Genomic DNA, 17,728 nt, shown 5'->3' with positions numbered 1-17,728 from the left:
TTAATTAATTAATATACATTATACCTGTATTCTGTTCCTCTGAACAGAAGTCTTCATACTTTCGATCGCTCTTATAATAGGATAAAATTTACATAAATCATTTTGAATGCCTGCGTTGAGGTGCGAAAAGGAGGAAAAAGCGTGATGATTTCCAGTTTAGATCACTTTGTTTTAACGGTTAAGGATATAGCCAGAACATGCGATTTTTATAATGGTGTATTAGGGATGAAGGTTATTGATTTTCAGCAGAACAGAAAAGCTCTAAAGTTCGGCAAACAAAAAATCAACCTGCATGAAGCCGGAAAGGAGTTTGAGCCAAAAGCTCATGCACCAACCCCGGGCTCAGCTGATCTCTGCTTTATTACTGAACTTCCTTTAACTGCTGTCCTTGAACACTTCCATCAGAAAGAAGTCCAGGTGATCGAAGGGCCTGTCCAGAGAACAGGTGCGTTGGGCAGGATTACCTCCCTCTATATTAGAGATCCAGATGGCAACCTAATTGAAATATCCAATTATACCAATGTTCAAGAATAAAAGTTTGTTCTGGACAATCATTCTTACCTTATACCAGACGGTGCATCCTCCGGTACTTTTATTGTTATTAAAAGTACGAAAAGGGTTTGCAAAAATTGGAGTCTATGTTAATCTGATAAAAACTTAATAATTTAATTTAACAAAGTAACTTTTAAAGCAGATTGAAGATGTTTTCGAGGGAGGGAATGCGATGAAAAGAAAGCTCAGAGCGTTATATCAAAGCATGCTGACCGGGAGGCTTGCCAGGTGTTCGGACCCGCAGCATGAGGATGCAATCCTGGTGGAAGATGATTATCTCGACAACTATAAAACTCAGATTTTCTCAGGGCTTACCAATCTATCAATCTATCAGACATAAAGAAACCGCTTATGGTTTCATGAAGTTCTTTTACTCCGATAAAAAGAACAAATGACAGCCATGGGAAATAGGAATTTTCTCATCCTGCCGGAGACGTATAAGGCCCATTATTTTAAGAAGAAAAACGAATACTTTTACAACAAGCCAGTGTTCTTTTTAATTACATGACTTTTTTAATTAAATTAATATAAAGAAAAAGACAGGAGGCGCTCGTGTGGCTGAACTACGATATAATCCTTTATTAAAAGACTGGACAATGGTGGCTGCCAGCCGGCAGAACAGGCCGCATATGCCCAAGGACTTTTGCCCGTTTTGCCCAGGCTCAGGAAAAGTACCTGATGATTATGAAGTTCATCTGTATCACAACGATTTTCCCGTTCTATCACCCAATCCTCCAAAACCGGATGATATAGGGGGAGGTTTGTATCAAACGAAAGAAGCTTACGGGAAATGTGAAGTGGTGCTGTATTCACCTGGCCACTTCGACACCATTCCTGATTTATCACGGGATCATATAAAGAAACTGATGGATCTATGGACGAAAACATTCGTTGAACTGGATCAAAATCCAAACCATGCATATGTGATGATTTTTGAAAACCGCGGGGAGGAAGTCGGTGTTACGATGCCTCATCCACATGGCCAGGTGTACGCCTATCCTTTTATTCCTTTAAAAGTGAAAACGGAGCTTGAAGCATGCAGAGAGTATTTTGAAGAAAACCAACGGAACATGTTTGATGATATGGTAGCTGAAGAAAAGAGGTTCGAGGAGCGTGTTCTATTGGAAAGTGAACATTTTATTGCGTTCATTCCATTCTTTACAGACTATCCGTACGGAGCCTACATAGTCAGCAAAGAAGCGAAGACGGCGCTGACCGAATTTACTGACGAAGAAAAACTAGAGCTGGGGGATATGCTTCAAGAGCTTGTTGGCGGCATGGATCAAATCTATGACAAGCTGTTTCCTTACATGATGGTCATGCATCAGCGCCCGTCGAACTCGGCTGATTCATATGAAGATTATTATCGCTTTCATATTGAATTCTATCCTCCGCTGCGTGCTCACGACAAAATAAAATTTAATTCCTCCTCCGAAACCGGCGGATGGGCGGCAGCCAATCCAACTAAGGTGGAAGAAAATGCGGAAATCCTGCGTCAATGCATAAAGCACTACACCGAAAATAAGGGGGAATAAGCATGGAAAACCAATGCCTGAAACAGTTTAAGGAATATTTTCCGGGAAATAACGACAACGTCCGACTTTTCTTTGCTCCCGGACGCATAAATTTAATTGGGGAACATACCGACTACAATGGGGGATACGTATTTCCGGCGGCATTGACCATAGGAACATACATGGCCATTCGCCAGAGAAACGATGGAATCTACCGTTTGAAGAGTGAGAATTTCCCATTAGAAGTTTCTGTCGATATAAAACAGCCCATTGTCTATGATAAGGATGATGATTGGGCAAATTACCCGAAAGGTGTACTGCAGCAATTGCAGAAGCTGGATATCCCGCTCTCAGGAGCAGACGTTTTATACGTGGGCGATATTCCAAATGGCGCGGGACTTTCTTCTTCTGCATCGATCGGAATGGTCAGCGCTCTCGGTTTTTCAGTATTGGAAAAGCAGGAACTGCCCATGCTTGAGCTCGCCAAGCTGTGCCAGCAGATGGAAAATCAGTTCATCGGTGTAAACAGCGGCATTATGGATCAGTTTGCAGTCGGTTTCGGAAAAAAAGACCATGCTGTTTTTCTCGATTGCCAGAGTCATGAATTTGAATTGATCCCCCTCGAAATTGAAGGACACAAGCTTGTCATTACGAACACAAACAAGAGGAGAGGGCTTGCAGACTCCAAGTACAACGAACGAAGAACAGAGTGTGAGCAAGGGTTGGATATTATCCAAAAGTTTGCTGAAGGCGTAACCTCACTCGGTGAACTCACCCCGCTTCAGTATAAAAAAGTGGAGGCCCATCTTGCTGACGAAACGATCAGAAAGCGTGTACGGCATGTGGTTACAGAGGATGACCGTGTTCAAAAAGCTGTAGCAGCACTTGAGAATAAAGATCTGTATGCATTTGGACTGTATATGAAGGAGTCTCATCTGTCATTGCGTGATGATTATGAAGTGACCGGACTGGAGCTTGACGCGCTGTTTACTATTCAGGAGCAGCTGCCGGGCTGCATAGGAACAAGAATGACGGGTGCCGGTTTTGGCGGATGCACCATTTCCATTGTGGCAGACGGGCAGGTTGAGGTTTTCAAGCAGAATGTCGCTGTCCGATACAAAGAACAAACAGGCTTAACTCCAGACTTTTATGTGTGTGAAATTGGAGATGGAGTAAAAGAACTAGAAGAGGTGAAAAAATAATGGCTATATTGGTAACTGGAGGAGCCGGTTATATCGGCAGCCATACTGTTCTGTATCTGCGTGAAAAAGGCGAAGAAGTCATCGTGTTCGATAATCTGCAGAAAGGACATCGGGAGGCTGTGATGAACGATGTCCCGTTCTATGAAGGCGATCTGCATGACAGTGCCTTGCTGGACACTGTATTTTCGGAAAATAACATTGATGCCGTCATTCATTTTGCTGCCAACTCGCTTGTCGGTGAGAGTGTTACTGATCCGATTTCCTATTACCAGAACAATGTATCAGGTTCATTGAATCTGGTCGACCGTATGGTGAAAAATGGCGTGACGAATATTGTCTTCTCTTCTACTGCTGCGGTCTACGGAGAACCCGAAACCGTTCCTATCCAGGAAAGTGACCGTACACTTCCTACCAATCCCTATGGTGAAACAAAACTGGCTATTGAAAGGCTGCTTCATTGGGCAGATCAGGCTTATGGGCTCAAATCCGTTGCTCTTCGGTATTTTAACGCAGCTGGCGCTGATCCAAAAGGAAGGATTGGAGAAGACCATACACCAGAGTCCCACCTCATCCCGATCATTCTTGAATCCGCGCTTGGAAAACGTCCGTATATCTCTGTCTTTGGAGAGGACTATGACACAGAAGACGGAACCTGTATACGGGATTACATCCATGTGATGGATTTGGCTGATGCTCACTATCGTGCACTGGAAAAGCTAAAACGAACCAATGAAAGCGGCGTATACAACCTTGGAAACGGTAAAGGATTCTCTGTAAAGCAAGTGATCGATACATGCCGCGCCGTTACTGGACGCACAATCGAAGCGGTCACTTCGCCGCGAAGAGCCGGGGATCCTGCCATCCTGATTGCGTCTTCTCAAAAAGCGAAAGACGAACTGGACTGGATTCCGAAATATCCTGATGTGCATGAGATTGTGGAACACGCCTGGAACTGGCACCTGAATCATCCAAATGGCTATGCCAAGGAAGGTTCTGTCGATGGCCTTAAATAAGATCAGAAAAATCATGAAAGAAAACGGACTGGATGGAATGCTGCTCAGAAAACGAAACCATTTTTCCTGGGTGACAGGCGGGCGCCAGAATCAGATCGTCCTAAGCATCACAGAAGGTGTGGCTGATCTTCTTATCTTTGAAAAAGAGATTTATGTTGTGACGACCAAGATGGAAGAGCGGCGCATCAGGGAAGAAGAACTCGCGCATTTCCCGCATGAGGTGAAGGTCGTTGCAGATGAATGGTATGAAGGCTCAGACCATTTGATTGCTGAGCTTGGAAAAGGAAAAACGATGGGGACGGATACGCCGTTTGAAGACTATGCGGACATGACAGAAGCGCTTAAATCCGTCCGCTCTATCCTGGATGAATCGGAAGCGGGGCGTTATCGCAAGCTCTGCCAGGATGCGGCAGGGTCACTTGAATCCGTCTGCAGGACGATGGAGCCTGGACAGACGGAACATGAAATTGCCGGGATGGTGGCTAAACAGGCGATTTCAAAGGGAATCCGGCTTCAAGTCATGCTTGTTGCGACAGATGAACGTATTTTTTCCTACCGGCACCCGATCCCCACTTCCAAGAAACTGAACAAGCATGCACTGCTCGTGATCTGCGGAGAGCGGGAAGGACTGGTCGCCAACCTGACGAGGGTGGTCCATTTCGGGCCGCTGCCGCAGGAGCTGGCTGACCATAAAGAAAAGCTTTCCCGCATTGATGCGGCATTTATCACATCCACAGTACCAGGTGCAACAGTCGGAGAAGTATTTAAGAAGGGGATCCTGCAGTATGTAAAAGAGGGTCACCCTGAAGATTGGAAACTCCTCCATCAAGGAGGACCAACCGGATTTGATTCCAGAGAGTTTATCGCAACAATGGATTCCAAAACAGAGGTAAAGGAGCACATGGCCTTCACATGGAACCCGTCGCTTCCAGGTGTAAAGTCAGAAGACACCGTTCTTATTCATCAGGAAGGCGCTGAGATTTTAACGGAGACGGGAGAATGGCCTTACATTGAGGTAACTTTCGGAGGCCAGACACTGCGCCGGCCGGATATACTCATTCGATAGAGAAAGAATTTTGCTCATTATCTTGTGATCTCGGCCATCTCAGCTTTACCGATCATGATTTTCTTCCTTCTGCTCCAAAAACCGTTTATCTCTGGTATTTTGGGCGGTTCGGTGAAAGAATAGAGAGACAAAGGAGTGAGCGGCATGTTTATAGGAGTAGATTATTATCCGGAACAGTGGCCAAAATCCAGATGGCCTGAAGATGTAAGACTGATGAAGGAGCTTGGAGTTAATGTGGTGCGCATCGCCGAATTCGGGTGGCAGCTGATGGAGCCGGAAGAAGGAGTGTACGATTTTTCCCTTTTTGATGAGGCGATCGATCTGCTTACGGAAAACGGGATAAAAATCATCCTCGGTACGCCGACAGCGACTCCTCCTGCATGGATGGCGCATCAGTATCCTGAAATTTTGCCGGTTGATGAGAACGGTGTAACGATTTCTTTCGGTGCTCGCCGGCATTATACGGTGAACAGCAAGACCTATCAGAAATTCACCCGAAAAATTGTCCGCAAACTGGCCGAGAAATATGGCCAGCATCCTGATGTCATCGGCTGGCAGACGGATAACGAGTACGGCCATGAAAAATCGGACCGCAGCTATGGTGATGAAGACCGCATGGCGTTTCAGGAATGGCTCAGCAACAAATACGGCAGCCTGGATGCATTAAATGAAGCATGGGGTACGGTCTTCTGGAGCCAAACCTATACGGCGTGGGAGCAGATCCCTGTTCCCCGGAAAGTATTTCAGGAACATAATCCGGGTCTGCTTCTTGATTTTGACCGGTTTTGCGCAGACAGCTATACAGCGTACAACAAGCTGCAGGTTGATATTTTAAGAGAGCATATTTCAGATCAGCAGTTTATCACCCATAATTTTGTCTTTACCGAACTTGCCCTAAAACAGCGGGATATCGCGAAGGACCTCGACTTCATATCCTTTGACAACTACCCGGTCTGGGGAGGTCTACCTGAACCGATTCCGCCTGCCGCGATTGCCCAGCAGCATGATCTTTGCCGTTCAACAAAAGCCGGAAAAGGCTATTGGGTGCTTGAGGAGCTATCCGGGGCACAAGGATGGAGCCATATCGGCTACCTGCCTCGTTCAGGGCACATCAAGCTTTGGACGTACCAGGCTATTGCACGGGGAGCGGAGGCAATCGTCTATTTCAGGTGGCGCGCCGCCCGTTTCGGAACCGAAGAATTCTGCCATGGAATCTTGGATCACGACGGTAAGCCGAGGCGAAAATTTGAAGAAGTGAAAGAAGTATTCAATGCTCTGAAAATATTCGGAGATGAGTGGGTCGCCACTAAATATAAAGCAGAAGTCGGCGTGTATTACGATGTGGAAAATGCCTGGGCTTGGCGCATCCAGCCGCAGAGTGATGCGTTTACCCATAAGCAGGAGCTGCTTCGTTTCTATTCCGGTGCTTACCGTTTGAACGCGGCTACTGATATGGTCTCTCCGGAGAGCAGCCTTGACGGGCTGAAAACGGTCATCGTTCCCGTTTACTTTTTAACCAATCCGGTATTTACGGAAAAGCTGAAGAAGTATGCGGCAGATGGCGGAACAGTGGTGCTTTCCTATCGGGCAGGCGTGAAAGAGCCGAACAATGCGGTTACGGAAATAACGCTTCCCGGAGAACTTGGAGAGCTTGCGGGCATTGAAGTCCATGAGTACGAATCCCTTCAAAACGGCCAGCAGACACGTGTAACAGGAATAGCGGGGAACATCATGGACATCATGTCGCCGGCCACAGTGTGGTGTGACTTGATCGAGCCGAAATCGGCCGAGGTCCTCGCCGTCTACAGGGACGCTTTCTATGAAGGTACACCTGCGATCACGAAGAACAAGTACGGAAAAGGCAACGTGTATTATATCGGTACAGCGGTAGAAGATTATTTTCTTGTGCGGCTGTACAGAGACATTTTTGCTCAGGCTGGCGTACAGACGATCGAACTGCCGGACGATGTTGAAATGGTAATACGTGATGGAGAGGCCGGCAGCAAGTTCTTATGTGTGTTGAACCATTCAACGACAGCAAGCCACCGGGTCTCCTTGCCAAAGGGCACCTGGAAGGACGCCATGACAGGTGAAACGTTCAAAGGAGACGTCAGGCTGCAATCATTAGGTTCTTTTCTTTTGATCCAGTAAAAAGGTGCCAGGCACCGCGGTTACACATATGTGTAATTCGCGTGCCTGGCACCTTTTTTTATGTGGTTTCTTCTTCGCAGTCTTCTTCTGCTTCTCCAGGATGTATTAGATGATGTACGATACCGCTGATGACTGCCTGATCGGAAAATTCTACTTCCTCATATACTTCGTCTTGGGAAAAATCCTCATTACTGCTGAGATCCTGCTGTTGCAGGCCATTTTGTTCGCCGTTGTTTTCTCGTTTCATTTCCATTATCCTCAGCCTCCTTTTTCTTATCATTTTCCCTAAACATCATAATTATTAAACGCGGCGGGTGGGTGCCAGGCACCGGCCGTTACATACTTGTGTAATCGAGGTGCCTGGCACCGCCTTAGTACATCCCTACCATGAGAACAGGGTTTAATATCAGAAAAATCGGTATATTTATTCTTTTCAAACTATTTATCTTCTTATATAATGGCCTTCATATCGATTGGAAGGTGGGGGAGAATCATGAGATCGTTAACAGCAGTTAAGGAGAGTCAGCGGGTTAAAGATCAGGTTGTGAAGTGGCGCAGGCACCTTCACATGTATCCCGAACTGTCATTCGGCGAAGAACAGACGTCCCAATTTATTTACCAGATGCTTCAATCGTTTGGAAATCTGGAACTTTCCCGTCCAACGAAGAACAGTGTAATGGCAACACTGACAGGAAATGAACCGGGCCATGTGCTTGCCATTCGTGCGGATATTGACGCACTTCCGATTATGGAAGAAAACGATTTTGATTTTGTATCCCGAAGGCCTGGTGTCATGCATGCGTGCGGCCACGACGGGCATACAGCCATGCTGCTTGGAGCGGCTAAAATTTTATCTCAGAAAAAGGACGAGCTTCAAGGCGAAATCCGTTTTATTTTTCAGCATGCAGAGGAACTTTACCCTGGCGGCGCCGAGGAGATGGTACAGGCAGGCGTGATGGACGGTGTAGACGCTGTAATCGGGACCCATCTTTGGTCACCGCTTGAAGTAGGGAAAATCGGGATTGTTTATGGGCCTATGATGGCAGCACCGGATACGTTTTTTCTGACCGTTCACGGAAAAGGGGGCCATGCAGCGCTTCCGCATCAAACAATCGACAGCATTGCAGTCGCCTCACAGGTCGTGACCAACCTTCAGCACATTGTTTCACGAAACACCGATCCGCTGGAGCAGCTTGTTCTTTCTGTTACAAAGTTTACCGGCGGGACGACACATAATGTCATCCCTAGCTCTGTGGAGATTTGCGGGACGGTCAGAAGCTTTAACCCAGCAGTCAGGGAACAGGCACCCAAGCTGATGGAGCAGGTCATCAAAGGAATAACCGACGCTCATGGAGCAGCTTATGAGTTCCGCTACGAGAATGGGTACCGGGCAGTGATCAACCAGGATGAGGTAACGCGCTTCCTTCACGAAACAGCTGAAGAACTATTCGGGGGTGAGCATGTTGAATTGATGAAACCGAATATGGTCGCCGAAGATTTTTCTGCTTTCCTTCAAAAAGCGGACGGCTGCTTCTTTTTTACCGGCGCGGGCAACAAGGCGAAAGGAATTACCTACCCGCATCACCACGCCCGTTTTACCATTGATGAAGATGCGTTAGAGCAAGGGGTCGCCATGTTTGTACGGGCTGCCGAAAAAATGCTGTACAGAAACGAAGAGGAGGCGGGCGCATGAAACTGATTCATTGGATTGCAGTATTGCCGTTTATCGGGATGTTTGGAGGGCTGGTTTTTGCCAACAAAGTTGAACCTTATGTACTGGGTATGCCTTTCCTCATGTTTTGGATTCTGCTTTGGGTCTTGATTACAGCCGCCTTGATGGCTCTTATTTATAAATTAGATCCGGTGAACAAGGAGGAGAACAAATGAACACATCACTGATCATACTCGCATTGTTTTTAATTCTGTCCTTGTACCTTGGAGTCCGTGCCAAACGGGGTAAAGATATGGACCTCGAGCAATGGAGCGTCGGGGGACGGGGCTTTGGTACGATGTTCGTGTTCCTTTTGATGGCAGGAGAAATCTACACGACGTTTACCTTTCTTGGCGGAAGCGGCTGGGCGTACGGAAAAGGCGGCCCGTCATTATACATCCTGGCATACGGCGCTCTTGCCTATGTTATTTCCTACTTCTTGCTTCCCGCAATCTGGAAATACGCCAATGAAAACAAACTCGTGTCACAGTCTGATTTTTTCGTCAGCAAATACAAAAGTCCCTACCTCGGTGTATTTGTGTCCCTTGTCGGCATCGTCGCTATGATTCCGTATCTGGTGCTGCAGCTGAAAGGGTTGGGAATCATCGTATCAGAAGCCTCATATGGAAAAATCTCGCCGGTTGCCGCGGTGTGGATCGGCGTAATTACCGTAACGGTGTACGTCATGATCTCTGGTATCCACGGTTCAGCCTGGACAGCCGTTTTAAAAGATTTCATGATTCTAGCGATTGTACTGTTTCTTGGAATCTATCTTCCCATCCATCATTACGGCGGTTTTCAGCCTATGTTTGAATCCATTGAGGCTGCCAAGCCGGGCTTTCTTGCCCTGCCGAGCGAAGGGATGAGCGTCAGCTGGTTCATCTCTACCGTTCTATTGACGGCCCTCGGGTTTTATATGTGGCCGCATACATTTGCGTCCTCTTTTACCGCGAAAAATGCAAAAGTGTTCCGCAAAAATGCAGTCTTCATGCCGCTGTATTCGCTCGTCTTGCTTTTCGTCATGTTTGTCGGGTTTGCCGCCATCTTAAAAGTTCCTGGATTGAAAGGGCCAGATGGCGATCTTTCACTGTTCAAGCTTGCTGTCCAGACGTTTGATCCGTGGGTTATTGGATTGATCGGAGCGGCCGGACTGCTTACCGCTTTGGTGCCAGGTTCGCTGCTACTCATGGCGGCTTCTACCCTTTTTGCGAAAAATGTCTATAAAGTCGTGTCACCTTCTGCAACGGACAGGCAAGTGGCCAAGCTGGCAAAATACCTTGTTCCGGTCATGGCGCTCATCGCCGTTTTCTTCACCTTTAAAGGCGGAGATACCATCGTTACGCTGCTGCTGATGGGGTACAGCCTCGTTACCCAGCTGTTCCCGGCGCTGCTGTTCAGTCTGGCGAAAAAGCCCTTCGTAACCAAGCAGGGAGCATTTGCCGGCATTTCCTGCGGTGTAGCCGTGGTGGCCTATGTTTCTATCAAAGGTACAACGCTCGCAATCTTGCTGCCCATGCTCCCGCAAGCATTCAAAGATTTGAACATCGGCATCGTCGCCTTGCTGGTCAACATCATCGTCCTTCTCATCGTCAGTGCCCTTACACGTCCGCTTGCTGTCAGCAAAAAAGCAGGTAATGAGCAGACCGCGTAAATTCCTTTAATGGGTTCGATTGGTGCCTGAATTGGTGCCTTAATTGGTGCCAGGCACCGTCTTTACACATGTGTGTAATCGCGGTGCCTGGCACCAATTTTTTTCCTTTTGCCTTCAGCTTTGGTAATTTTAGAGTAGATAAAAGTTTCGGGAGGAGTTAACATGGCATTCGCGTTTGACCATCTTGTGTACTTTACCGATAAAGAACTGAATGATCATATCGATGCTTTAAAAAACCAGGGTCTCTACGCTTCTCTGGGCGGGAGCCATAAAAATTGGGGAACCTTCAATGCACTCTGCTATTTTGGCTTGAGTTATGTAGAGTTTTTAGCTGTTGAAAATGAGCAGATTGCCCAGCAGGCGAAGGAAAACCCTTTGATCGGCCAGCTTCTGCGCGATTTGCCTGACAAACAGGGACCAGGCCAGTTTGCGATCCGCACCAATCGAATAGAAGAGGTAAAGTTGCAGCTGGAGAAGAATGGGTTAGAGACAAGGCTGCTTCCAGGAAGCCGCAAACGACAGGATGGAAGCATTCTAAGCTGGAAGCTGCTTTTCATAACCAATCATGATAGCGAAGATAAACTGCTGCCTCCGTTTTTCATAGACTGGCTGCAACCGGACAAAGATCGGGAAACGGACCTTCGGCAGAAAGGTATCATCGGCAGCCATCCGGCAGGGAATTTGAAAATGAATCATTTGTCCATCATTGTAGAGGATGCGAAGAAAACATCCTCGCTCTGGCAGGACTGGCTAGGATTGTCCGCAGGTACCGGATATACCAATGAAGGCCTTCAGGCGGATTGTGCTGTACTAGAACTGGAGGGCTGCGAGCTTCATTTTTGTTCCCCTTTTGGTGAAGGGCCTGCACGTGATTTACTAAATACAAAAGGCGAACATCCATACGAGCTGGTTTTAAGTAACGGTTTGAATCTTAAGTAAGGAAGGGGAGGGGCAAGCATGAAGGATAAGCAAAGGGTCGGCTCAATTCTGCTGTTTGATGGCGTCTGCAATTTTTGCAACGGGATCGTTAATTTTTTGATCAGACAGGATAAGAAGGGGCGAATTTCATTTGGCTCCCTGCAATCTGATGCCGGCCAGGAGCTGCTCCGTGAATTCCTTCTTCCTGTACATGATTTTGAAAGTCTCGTTTATATAAAAAATGGCCGTATCTACCAAAGATCAACGGCAGCTCTTGAGATTGCGAGAGATCTCGGAGGCTTGTGGAGTGTGGCCTATATTCTTGTGGTTATCCCTAAGCCGCTTCGCGATGGGCTATATTCCTGGATTGCCAAGAACCGTTACAGATGGTTCGGCAAAAAGGACCACTGCATGATCCCCACACCGGACATACGTAAACGGTTCATAGACTAGCATTCGTAGTTGGTGCCAGGCACCGCCGTTACACAAGTGTCAAAACGCGGTGCCTGGCACCAACTAAAGGCACCCAACTAAAAAAGCTGTCCCCAAAAAGGGTGACAGCTTTATGCACATTGATTCAATTCGTTTAATTTTTGGTCTAGCAGCTGGCTTAACTGTACAAGAAGCGGGTCTGCAAGGCTGTTTACGCGGGTGCTCATTACGTACATAGTTAAGCGGATGGCATCGATCTCAAGTTTTAATTTTAGTATATTTTGATGAGTCATATCCATTCCCCCTATACAGAAAAATGTTTTATAACTTCACGTCCAGGTAACTATCACTATATATTCCCATTTTATACTAGATATAGGACAGTGTCTATTTAATTTTCTCAATATATAGTATATTTTTTGACAATTTTGATAGTTTTTACAGACTTTTTAAGAGAAAAGTGAAGAATCACGTTTCTTTGTTTGTTTTTGTAAAAAAATGTCCCGGTAAATGCGCAAGAATCCACCAACCGGTTTGACCTGGATAAAAATTATTTTTTGAATTTCCTAGATGAATAAACAAGCTTATTTTCCTTTCCTGAATATACTGTCAATAGCTATCGGAAAGGAGTGGTTGGATTGTTGTTGAAAAATTTTTTATGCAGGTTAAAAGGTGACCATGTAGTTCCCCCTGTTGGCACCCGGGCATCCGGCAGCACAGAATTTGTCCTAAGCTCCAATGGAACCAAGCTGCACTATCGGCTTCAGGTTAATAATTTAAGAAAGTTAACTCAAGCGCGCATTCATATAGGACAACCAGGGAAAAACGGTCCCGTTACTGCTTATCTACTTGGCTCTATAAAACCTGGCATCAGCTTAAATACAGGAATTGTAACAGGGAGCATAACCAGTAATGATTTAATTGGACCACTTCAAGGAATGCCTTTGTCTAAGCTTGTGGAAGAGATCATCGAAGGAAATGCTTATGTGAATGTTTATTCGGAGTTTAGTCCGGGCGGGGAACTTCGCGGCCCAATCGAGCCGATCAAATAAGGAATACGAACGGCGTAGCTTCGAATAGCTAGGCTGTTTTATTTTTGGTGCCTATTTTTGGTGCCAGGCACCGCTCTTACACAAGTGTCAAAACGTGGTGCCTGGCACCACGACAACTGGCACCACGACACCCGGAGCGGGCACCACGAAGCGCCACATAGAAACCACGTACAAGACACCACCGAGAAAATGACGTTATTTTATGGCATAATAGAAACATTGATCTACAAAAACTGACGGATTCTGAAAGGAGCTGTTGTGATGGATCCGCGATTTAAAATATCCAATCGGGAAGCGCTGATGGGTATCGGGCTAGCCGTTCTGAACTTTATCTGGTGGTACGCATTTGCCTATGGGCTTGGCGGGAAACCGGTTAGGGAGTATCACTACATATGGGGTTTGCCAGCATGGTTCTTCTACAGCTGTGTCGCCGGTTTTTTTGTGTTTTCTATTTTGGTATACATCATGGTCAAATTTTTCTTCAAAGACGTCCCTTTTGAAGATGAACCTGAACGGCAGAACCTAAAGGAGGAGCAGCGATGAACTGGGAAGTGGTCATTCCTTTACTTGCCTTTTTGATCGGAATGTTTGTTGTCGGAATTTATACCTCCCGCCAGGTACAGAGTGGTTCGGGGTTTTTACAAGACTATTTCCTGGGAGGAAGGCACCTCGGCGGCTTCGTTCTAGCACTTACGATGGTAGCGACATATGGAAGTGCGAGCAGCTTTATTGGCGGGCCCGGCATCGCGTATAAGCTCGGCCTTGGATGGGTGCTGCTGGCGATGGCGCAGCTTGTGACCGGATATTTTACCCTTGCTGTTCTGGGGAAAAAGTTTGCGATTGTCGCCAGAAAGATTGACGCAGTCACGCTTATTGATTTTCTAAAAGCACGCTATGAAAACAAGTGGGTCGTTATTTTTTCTGCGGCAAGCATCAGCATCTTCTTGTTCTCTGCAACGGCTGCGCAGTGGGTAGGCGGCGGCCGGCTCATCGAGTCATTCACTGGTGTTTCCTACCCTGTGGCACTGCTGATTTTTTCGTTTTCTGTTCTTGTTTATGTCATAGCTGGCGGCTTTCGTGCAGTCGTAATCACGGATACCTTAATGGGAATCGTCATGTTTATCGGCACGCTCGTTATACTCGCGGGAACCATTATAGCTGGCGGAGGTGTTCCTCATATCATCTCAACGCTTGCTGCTGAAAATCCGAACCTGATCTCACCTTATGGAGCAGACAAGTCTTTGACGCCGATGTATGTTTCCTCATTTTGGCTGCTTGTAGGGGTTGGAGTGGTCGGCCTACCGCAGATCTCTGTCCGGGCCATGTCCTATAGGAATTCAAAAGCGATGCATCAGGCCATGATCATCGGGACGTTTGTTGTCGGATTTATCATGCTTGGGATGCATTTGACCGGAGTGTTTGCGCGAGTGGTTATTCCCGGAGTGGATATCGGTGATAAGGTGATGCCGATGCTCGCACTGAAAGTATTGCCAGGGTGGCTTGCGGGTATCGTGCTCGCAGCACCGCTTGCTGCTGTCATGTCGACGGTGAACGCCATCCTGCTGATCGTAAGCTCATCGATTGTTAAGGATATCTTTATTAATTACATCAAACCGGAAGCCAGCCAGCAATCGATTAAACGGCTTAGTTTTTCAGTGACTGCCATCATCGGAATCCTGGTATTCATCATGGCTCTGAATCCTCCAGATTTGCTGATTTGGCTGAACCTGTTTTCTTTCGGCGGATTGGAAGCAGCTTTCATATGGCCGGTCGTCCTCGGTCTTTATTGGAGGAGAGGAAATGCAGCAGGTGCAGTGGGGTCCATCGTTACAGGTGTACTTTCCTACATCCTTCTGGATACCTTTGCCCCTAATATGTGGGGAATGCATACTGTAGTTCTGCCGGTCGTTCTTTCGCTTGCGGCGTACATTCTTTTGAGTTTAGTTTCAAAAAACAGCCCTCAATCATCCTTGGTAAAACAAGGAATCATCTAATATTTTGGTGTCAGGCACCTCCATTACACAAGTGTGTAATGCGCGGTGCCTGGCACCATTTTTTTTTACACATTTTTCCCATCAGTAATTTTTGGATTTTACTGCACCCTAAAAGAAGAAATTCCAATTACATAGTGAATTCACACCCCATCAAATTGAAAAGGAGAGTCCAAACAGATGCCTAAAGTAAAACTAATGCTTTTCTTTATCATTCCGCTGTGTACAGCGGCTGTTTTGCTCGAAACTCCATTTAAGAAGGTAGATGCTTCACCGGTTTTCCGGATACCGTTTCCAGCAGGACAAGTTTGGATCGGGCAAACGAGAATGAACCATAACCCTCAAAATGCCATTGATCTAAACCGTTTGTATGATGAGGGAGATACGGTGATCACTTCAGCTGCTGGAAAAGTAGTTAAAGTTAAAAATCTAGGAAAGCGCAGTTATGGAAGATACATTGTTATTGATCATGGCGGAGGATGGCAGACTTTATACGGGCATTTGAGTGCCATAAATGTTTCTGTCGGAAAGAAGGTTACGCAGGGCCAAAAGATTGGAGCGGTTGGAAGTACGGGAGGTTCTACAGGAGCGCATCTTCATTACGAACAACGATACAACGGGAAGGCCGAGAGAATCAGATGGAACGGGCACAGCATCTTTTATTGGGGAAGCAAAACATATAAGAGCTAAGAGGGGGCGGTGCCAGGCACCGCCTTTACATATGTGTGTAACACCGGTGCCTGGCACCGACATTATTGGCACTGGCATTGCCTCTTGCCACATTGCTAAAATAAGGTAAAATTATAGGTGGATTTACATATTTTTGCACGGAGGGACAATGAAAAATAAGTTAAAGAAGACGCTGGCATCGGTCCTGCTGGCAGTATTGCTATTGCTGCTTTTTTCAATTTCTGCTGAAGCCTATGACCAGGAAATGCTGGACCGCAAACTCAGTTCATTTTCAAAGGAAAACAGGACTTCCGCCTTTCTGTCAGCTGCAGACAATGAAACAACCGGCATTCACGACCGCCAGATTATCGTTAAATTAAAAAATAGACAGTTTGCTGCTGCGCTTGCGAAAAGCTACAGAATCAAGAACAAATCTGCCATCTTGCAGAAGGAAAATATATATACGATCGAGCTGCCGCATACAGCTAACTATCAGGCAGTATTGGAAAGGATACGCAATTCTTCATTGGTAGAAACCGCTGAACCGAATTTTACTCTCACAGCATTTTCTAAGCCGAATGACAAGCTCTATGCCAGACAATGGTCACTGCCAAGAATGGGGATGCCGCGGGCCTGGGACAACCTTCAGACAGCAAAAAAACATTCAAAAGTGACCGTCGCTGTATTGGATTCAGGCGTAAACTACCGGCATCCTGATCTGAAAGGACAGACATTAACAGGCTACGATACACTTGAAAAAGATGCTGATCCGATGGATAGGCACGGCCATGGCACCAAGGTGTCCGGTGTCATTGCTGCCAAAAGCAACAATCTTACCGGAGTGGCAGGCATCAACCCTTGCGCAAAGATACTGCCAATTAGAATCGGCAGCACAACAGGAGCAACACTGTTTGACTTTTTAGATGGGCTGAAGTACGCCATCAGCCAAAAACCGGATATCATCAACATCAGCATGGGGAGCACAAATTACAGCCAGTTTGTATATGAAATGATTTTAACCGCATACTCCAAAGGAATCCTAGTGATTGCGGCGTCAGGAAACGAGCATATGAAGGTCAGTTATCCCGCTGCCTACCCAGAAGTACTAGCGGTTGGATCTACCAATGAAAAAGATCGTGTCTCCGATTTTTCGAACTATGGACCGCGGCTTGATCTTACCGCGCCGGGAGAGAATATCTGGACCACCAATCGAACCGGATCATTTGAATCGGTCAACGGGACGTCATTCTCTGCCCTGCAGTTAGTGGAGTGGCTTCACTTCTATTAAGCAAATATCCGGATTATTCGCCCTGTCAAATCGAATATTTGCTAGAAAAGAACGCAACCAGGCTGCCTGCTTATAAAGATTATTGGAACATCGTTGCTGGCTATGGAAGGCCAAGAGCTGACAGAGCGCTCTCTGATAAGCTTCCAAAAATCACTGCAGACGCAGGCAACAGCAGGGGAAAGGCAAAATCAATCAAGCTGGGCAAGACATACAGCGACCGCTATCATATGCCAATGGACAGTGACTGGTTTAAATTTTCCTCAACCAAAAAAATGACGGTAAAGGCGGAACTGAGTGGAGTTTCCGGAATGGACGGCACAGTCTGGATGGATCATACCATTAAGGGAGAGCCTGCTGATGCCAGAAGGACAAACGACAGAGGATTGAACGGCACTGAGTCCTTTACGTATACCGTGTTACCTGGAACATCCTATCTGCAAATTTACGAAGAAAACAATCATTGGAGTACGCAAAGCTATAAACTGACGATAACACAAGTGAAATAAAGCATCGGAGCC

General features: G+C 46.5%; 20 protein-coding genes. 18 read left to right on the top strand and 2 right to left on the bottom strand.

Going from position 1 to position 17,728, the window contains the following annotated elements; genetic code table 11:
• Positions 1–144 precede the first annotated feature (144 nt).
• The 7 genes from LCY76_RS21500 (at position 145) to LCY76_RS21470 (ending at position 7,498) form a co-directional block, all read left to right on the top strand.
• Positions 145–534 (top strand): VOC family protein, encoded by a 390-nt coding sequence (locus tag LCY76_RS21500; RefSeq protein ID WP_248254370.1) that lies wholly within the window; start codon positions 145–147, stop codon positions 532–534.
• Between the two features lie 190 nt (positions 535–724).
• On the top strand, positions 725–892 hold the full coding sequence (locus LCY76_RS21495; protein WP_248254369.1) for a hypothetical protein: 168 nt from the start codon (positions 725–727) through the stop codon (positions 890–892).
• Between the two features lie 214 nt (positions 893–1,106).
• Positions 1,107–2,087, top strand: coding sequence for a galactose-1-phosphate uridylyltransferase (gene galT, locus LCY76_RS21490; RefSeq protein ID WP_248254368.1), 981 nt, complete (start codon positions 1,107–1,109; stop codon positions 2,085–2,087).
• A gap of 2 nt (positions 2,088–2,089) precedes the next feature.
• Positions 2,090–3,268, top strand: a complete 1,179-nt coding sequence (locus LCY76_RS21485; RefSeq protein WP_248254367.1) for a galactokinase — start codon at positions 2,090–2,092, stop codon at positions 3,266–3,268.
• Positions 3,268–4,281: a UDP-glucose 4-epimerase GalE gene (galE, locus tag LCY76_RS21480; RefSeq protein WP_248254366.1), complete on the top strand. Its 1,014-nt coding sequence runs from the start codon at positions 3,268–3,270 to the stop codon at positions 4,279–4,281. The genes LCY76_RS21485 and galE overlap by 1 nt, the downstream gene beginning before the upstream one ends.
• The gene (locus LCY76_RS21475) at positions 4,268–5,347 is read left to right on the top strand and encodes a M24 family metallopeptidase (RefSeq protein WP_248254365.1); all 1,080 of its coding nucleotides are present in this window, start codon (positions 4,268–4,270) and stop codon (positions 5,345–5,347) included. The genes galE and LCY76_RS21475 overlap by 14 nt, the downstream gene beginning before the upstream one ends.
• Before the next feature lie 144 nt (positions 5,348–5,491).
• Positions 5,492–7,498, top strand: a complete 2,007-nt coding sequence (locus tag LCY76_RS21470) for a beta-galactosidase (protein WP_248254364.1) — start codon at positions 5,492–5,494, stop codon at positions 7,496–7,498.
• A 58-nt stretch (positions 7,499–7,556) separates the two neighbouring features.
• On the opposite strand, the gene LCY76_RS21465 is transcribed toward LCY76_RS21470, so the two are convergent.
• On the bottom strand, positions 7,557–7,751 hold the full coding sequence (locus LCY76_RS21465; protein ID WP_248254363.1) for a hypothetical protein: 195 nt from the start codon (positions 7,749–7,751) through the stop codon (positions 7,557–7,559).
• 240 nt (positions 7,752–7,991) lie between these two features.
• Here LCY76_RS21465 and LCY76_RS21460 point away from each other — a divergent pair, with 240 nt between their 5' ends.
• From LCY76_RS21460 to LCY76_RS21440, 5 genes are all read left to right on the top strand, one after another.
• The gene (locus LCY76_RS21460) at positions 7,992–9,191 is read left to right on the top strand and encodes a M20 family metallopeptidase (RefSeq protein ID WP_248254362.1); all 1,200 of its coding nucleotides are present in this window, start codon (positions 7,992–7,994) and stop codon (positions 9,189–9,191) included.
• Complete coding sequence (locus LCY76_RS21455; RefSeq protein ID WP_248254361.1) at positions 9,188–9,385, top strand: DUF3311 domain-containing protein; 198 nt, start codon at positions 9,188–9,190, stop codon at positions 9,383–9,385. The genes LCY76_RS21460 and LCY76_RS21455 overlap by 4 nt, the downstream gene beginning before the upstream one ends.
• Positions 9,382–10,860 (top strand): sodium:solute symporter family protein, encoded by a 1,479-nt coding sequence (locus LCY76_RS21450; RefSeq protein ID WP_248254360.1) that lies wholly within the window; start codon positions 9,382–9,384, stop codon positions 10,858–10,860. The genes LCY76_RS21455 and LCY76_RS21450 overlap by 4 nt, the downstream gene beginning before the upstream one ends.
• Positions 10,861–11,022: 162 nt before the next feature.
• Positions 11,023–11,799 carry a VOC family protein gene (locus LCY76_RS21445; protein WP_248254359.1) on the top strand — a complete coding sequence of 259 codons (777 nt, stop codon included), beginning with the start codon at positions 11,023–11,025 and terminating at the stop codon, positions 11,797–11,799.
• A gap of 18 nt (positions 11,800–11,817) precedes the next feature.
• Positions 11,818–12,231, top strand: a complete 414-nt coding sequence (locus LCY76_RS21440) for a thiol-disulfide oxidoreductase DCC family protein (RefSeq protein WP_248254358.1) — start codon at positions 11,818–11,820, stop codon at positions 12,229–12,231.
• Positions 12,232–12,341: 110 nt separating this feature from the next.
• Here LCY76_RS21440 and LCY76_RS21435 read toward each other — a convergent pair whose 3' ends face one another.
• Complete coding sequence (locus tag LCY76_RS21435) at positions 12,342–12,503, bottom strand: Spo0E family sporulation regulatory protein-aspartic acid phosphatase (protein WP_248254357.1); 162 nt, start codon at positions 12,501–12,503, stop codon at positions 12,342–12,344.
• A 345-nt stretch (positions 12,504–12,848) separates the two neighbouring features.
• Here LCY76_RS21435 and LCY76_RS21430 point away from each other — a divergent pair, with 345 nt between their 5' ends.
• The 6 genes from LCY76_RS21430 to LCY76_RS21405 all read left to right on the top strand — a co-directional run bounded on the left by LCY76_RS21430 (position 12,849) and on the right by LCY76_RS21405 (position 17,716).
• Positions 12,849–13,262, top strand: a complete 414-nt coding sequence (locus LCY76_RS21430; protein WP_248254356.1) for a CHRD domain-containing protein — start codon at positions 12,849–12,851, stop codon at positions 13,260–13,262.
• A gap of 261 nt (positions 13,263–13,523) precedes the next feature.
• Positions 13,524–13,805: a YhdT family protein gene (locus LCY76_RS21425; protein WP_248254355.1), complete on the top strand. Its 282-nt coding sequence runs from the start codon at positions 13,524–13,526 to the stop codon at positions 13,803–13,805.
• The gene (gene panF, locus LCY76_RS21420) at positions 13,802–15,256 is read left to right on the top strand and encodes a sodium/pantothenate symporter (RefSeq protein ID WP_248254354.1); all 1,455 of its coding nucleotides are present in this window, start codon (positions 13,802–13,804) and stop codon (positions 15,254–15,256) included. Before LCY76_RS21425 ends, panF begins: the two co-directional genes overlap by 4 nt.
• Positions 15,257–15,433: 177 nt before the next feature.
• On the top strand, positions 15,434–15,943 hold the full coding sequence (locus LCY76_RS21415; protein WP_248254353.1) for a M23 family metallopeptidase: 510 nt from the start codon (positions 15,434–15,436) through the stop codon (positions 15,941–15,943).
• A gap of 148 nt (positions 15,944–16,091) precedes the next feature.
• Entirely contained in the window at positions 16,092–17,210 is a 1,119-nt protein-coding gene (locus LCY76_RS21410) for a S8 family peptidase (protein ID WP_248254352.1), read from the top strand.
• Positions 17,192–17,716, top strand: a complete 525-nt coding sequence (locus LCY76_RS21405) for a hypothetical protein (protein WP_248254351.1) — start codon at positions 17,192–17,194, stop codon at positions 17,714–17,716. The genes LCY76_RS21410 and LCY76_RS21405 overlap by 19 nt, the downstream gene beginning before the upstream one ends.
• Positions 17,717–17,728: the final 12 nt, after the last annotated feature.

This window comes from Fictibacillus marinisediminis (genome assembly GCF_023149135.1).
In the GTDB taxonomy this organism is placed as follows: domain Bacteria; phylum Bacillota; class Bacilli; order Bacillales; family Fictibacillaceae; genus Fictibacillus_C; species Fictibacillus_C marinisediminis.
The sequence above is the reverse complement of the archived record's forward strand: the minus strand, read 5'-3'. Positions and strand labels throughout refer to the sequence as shown.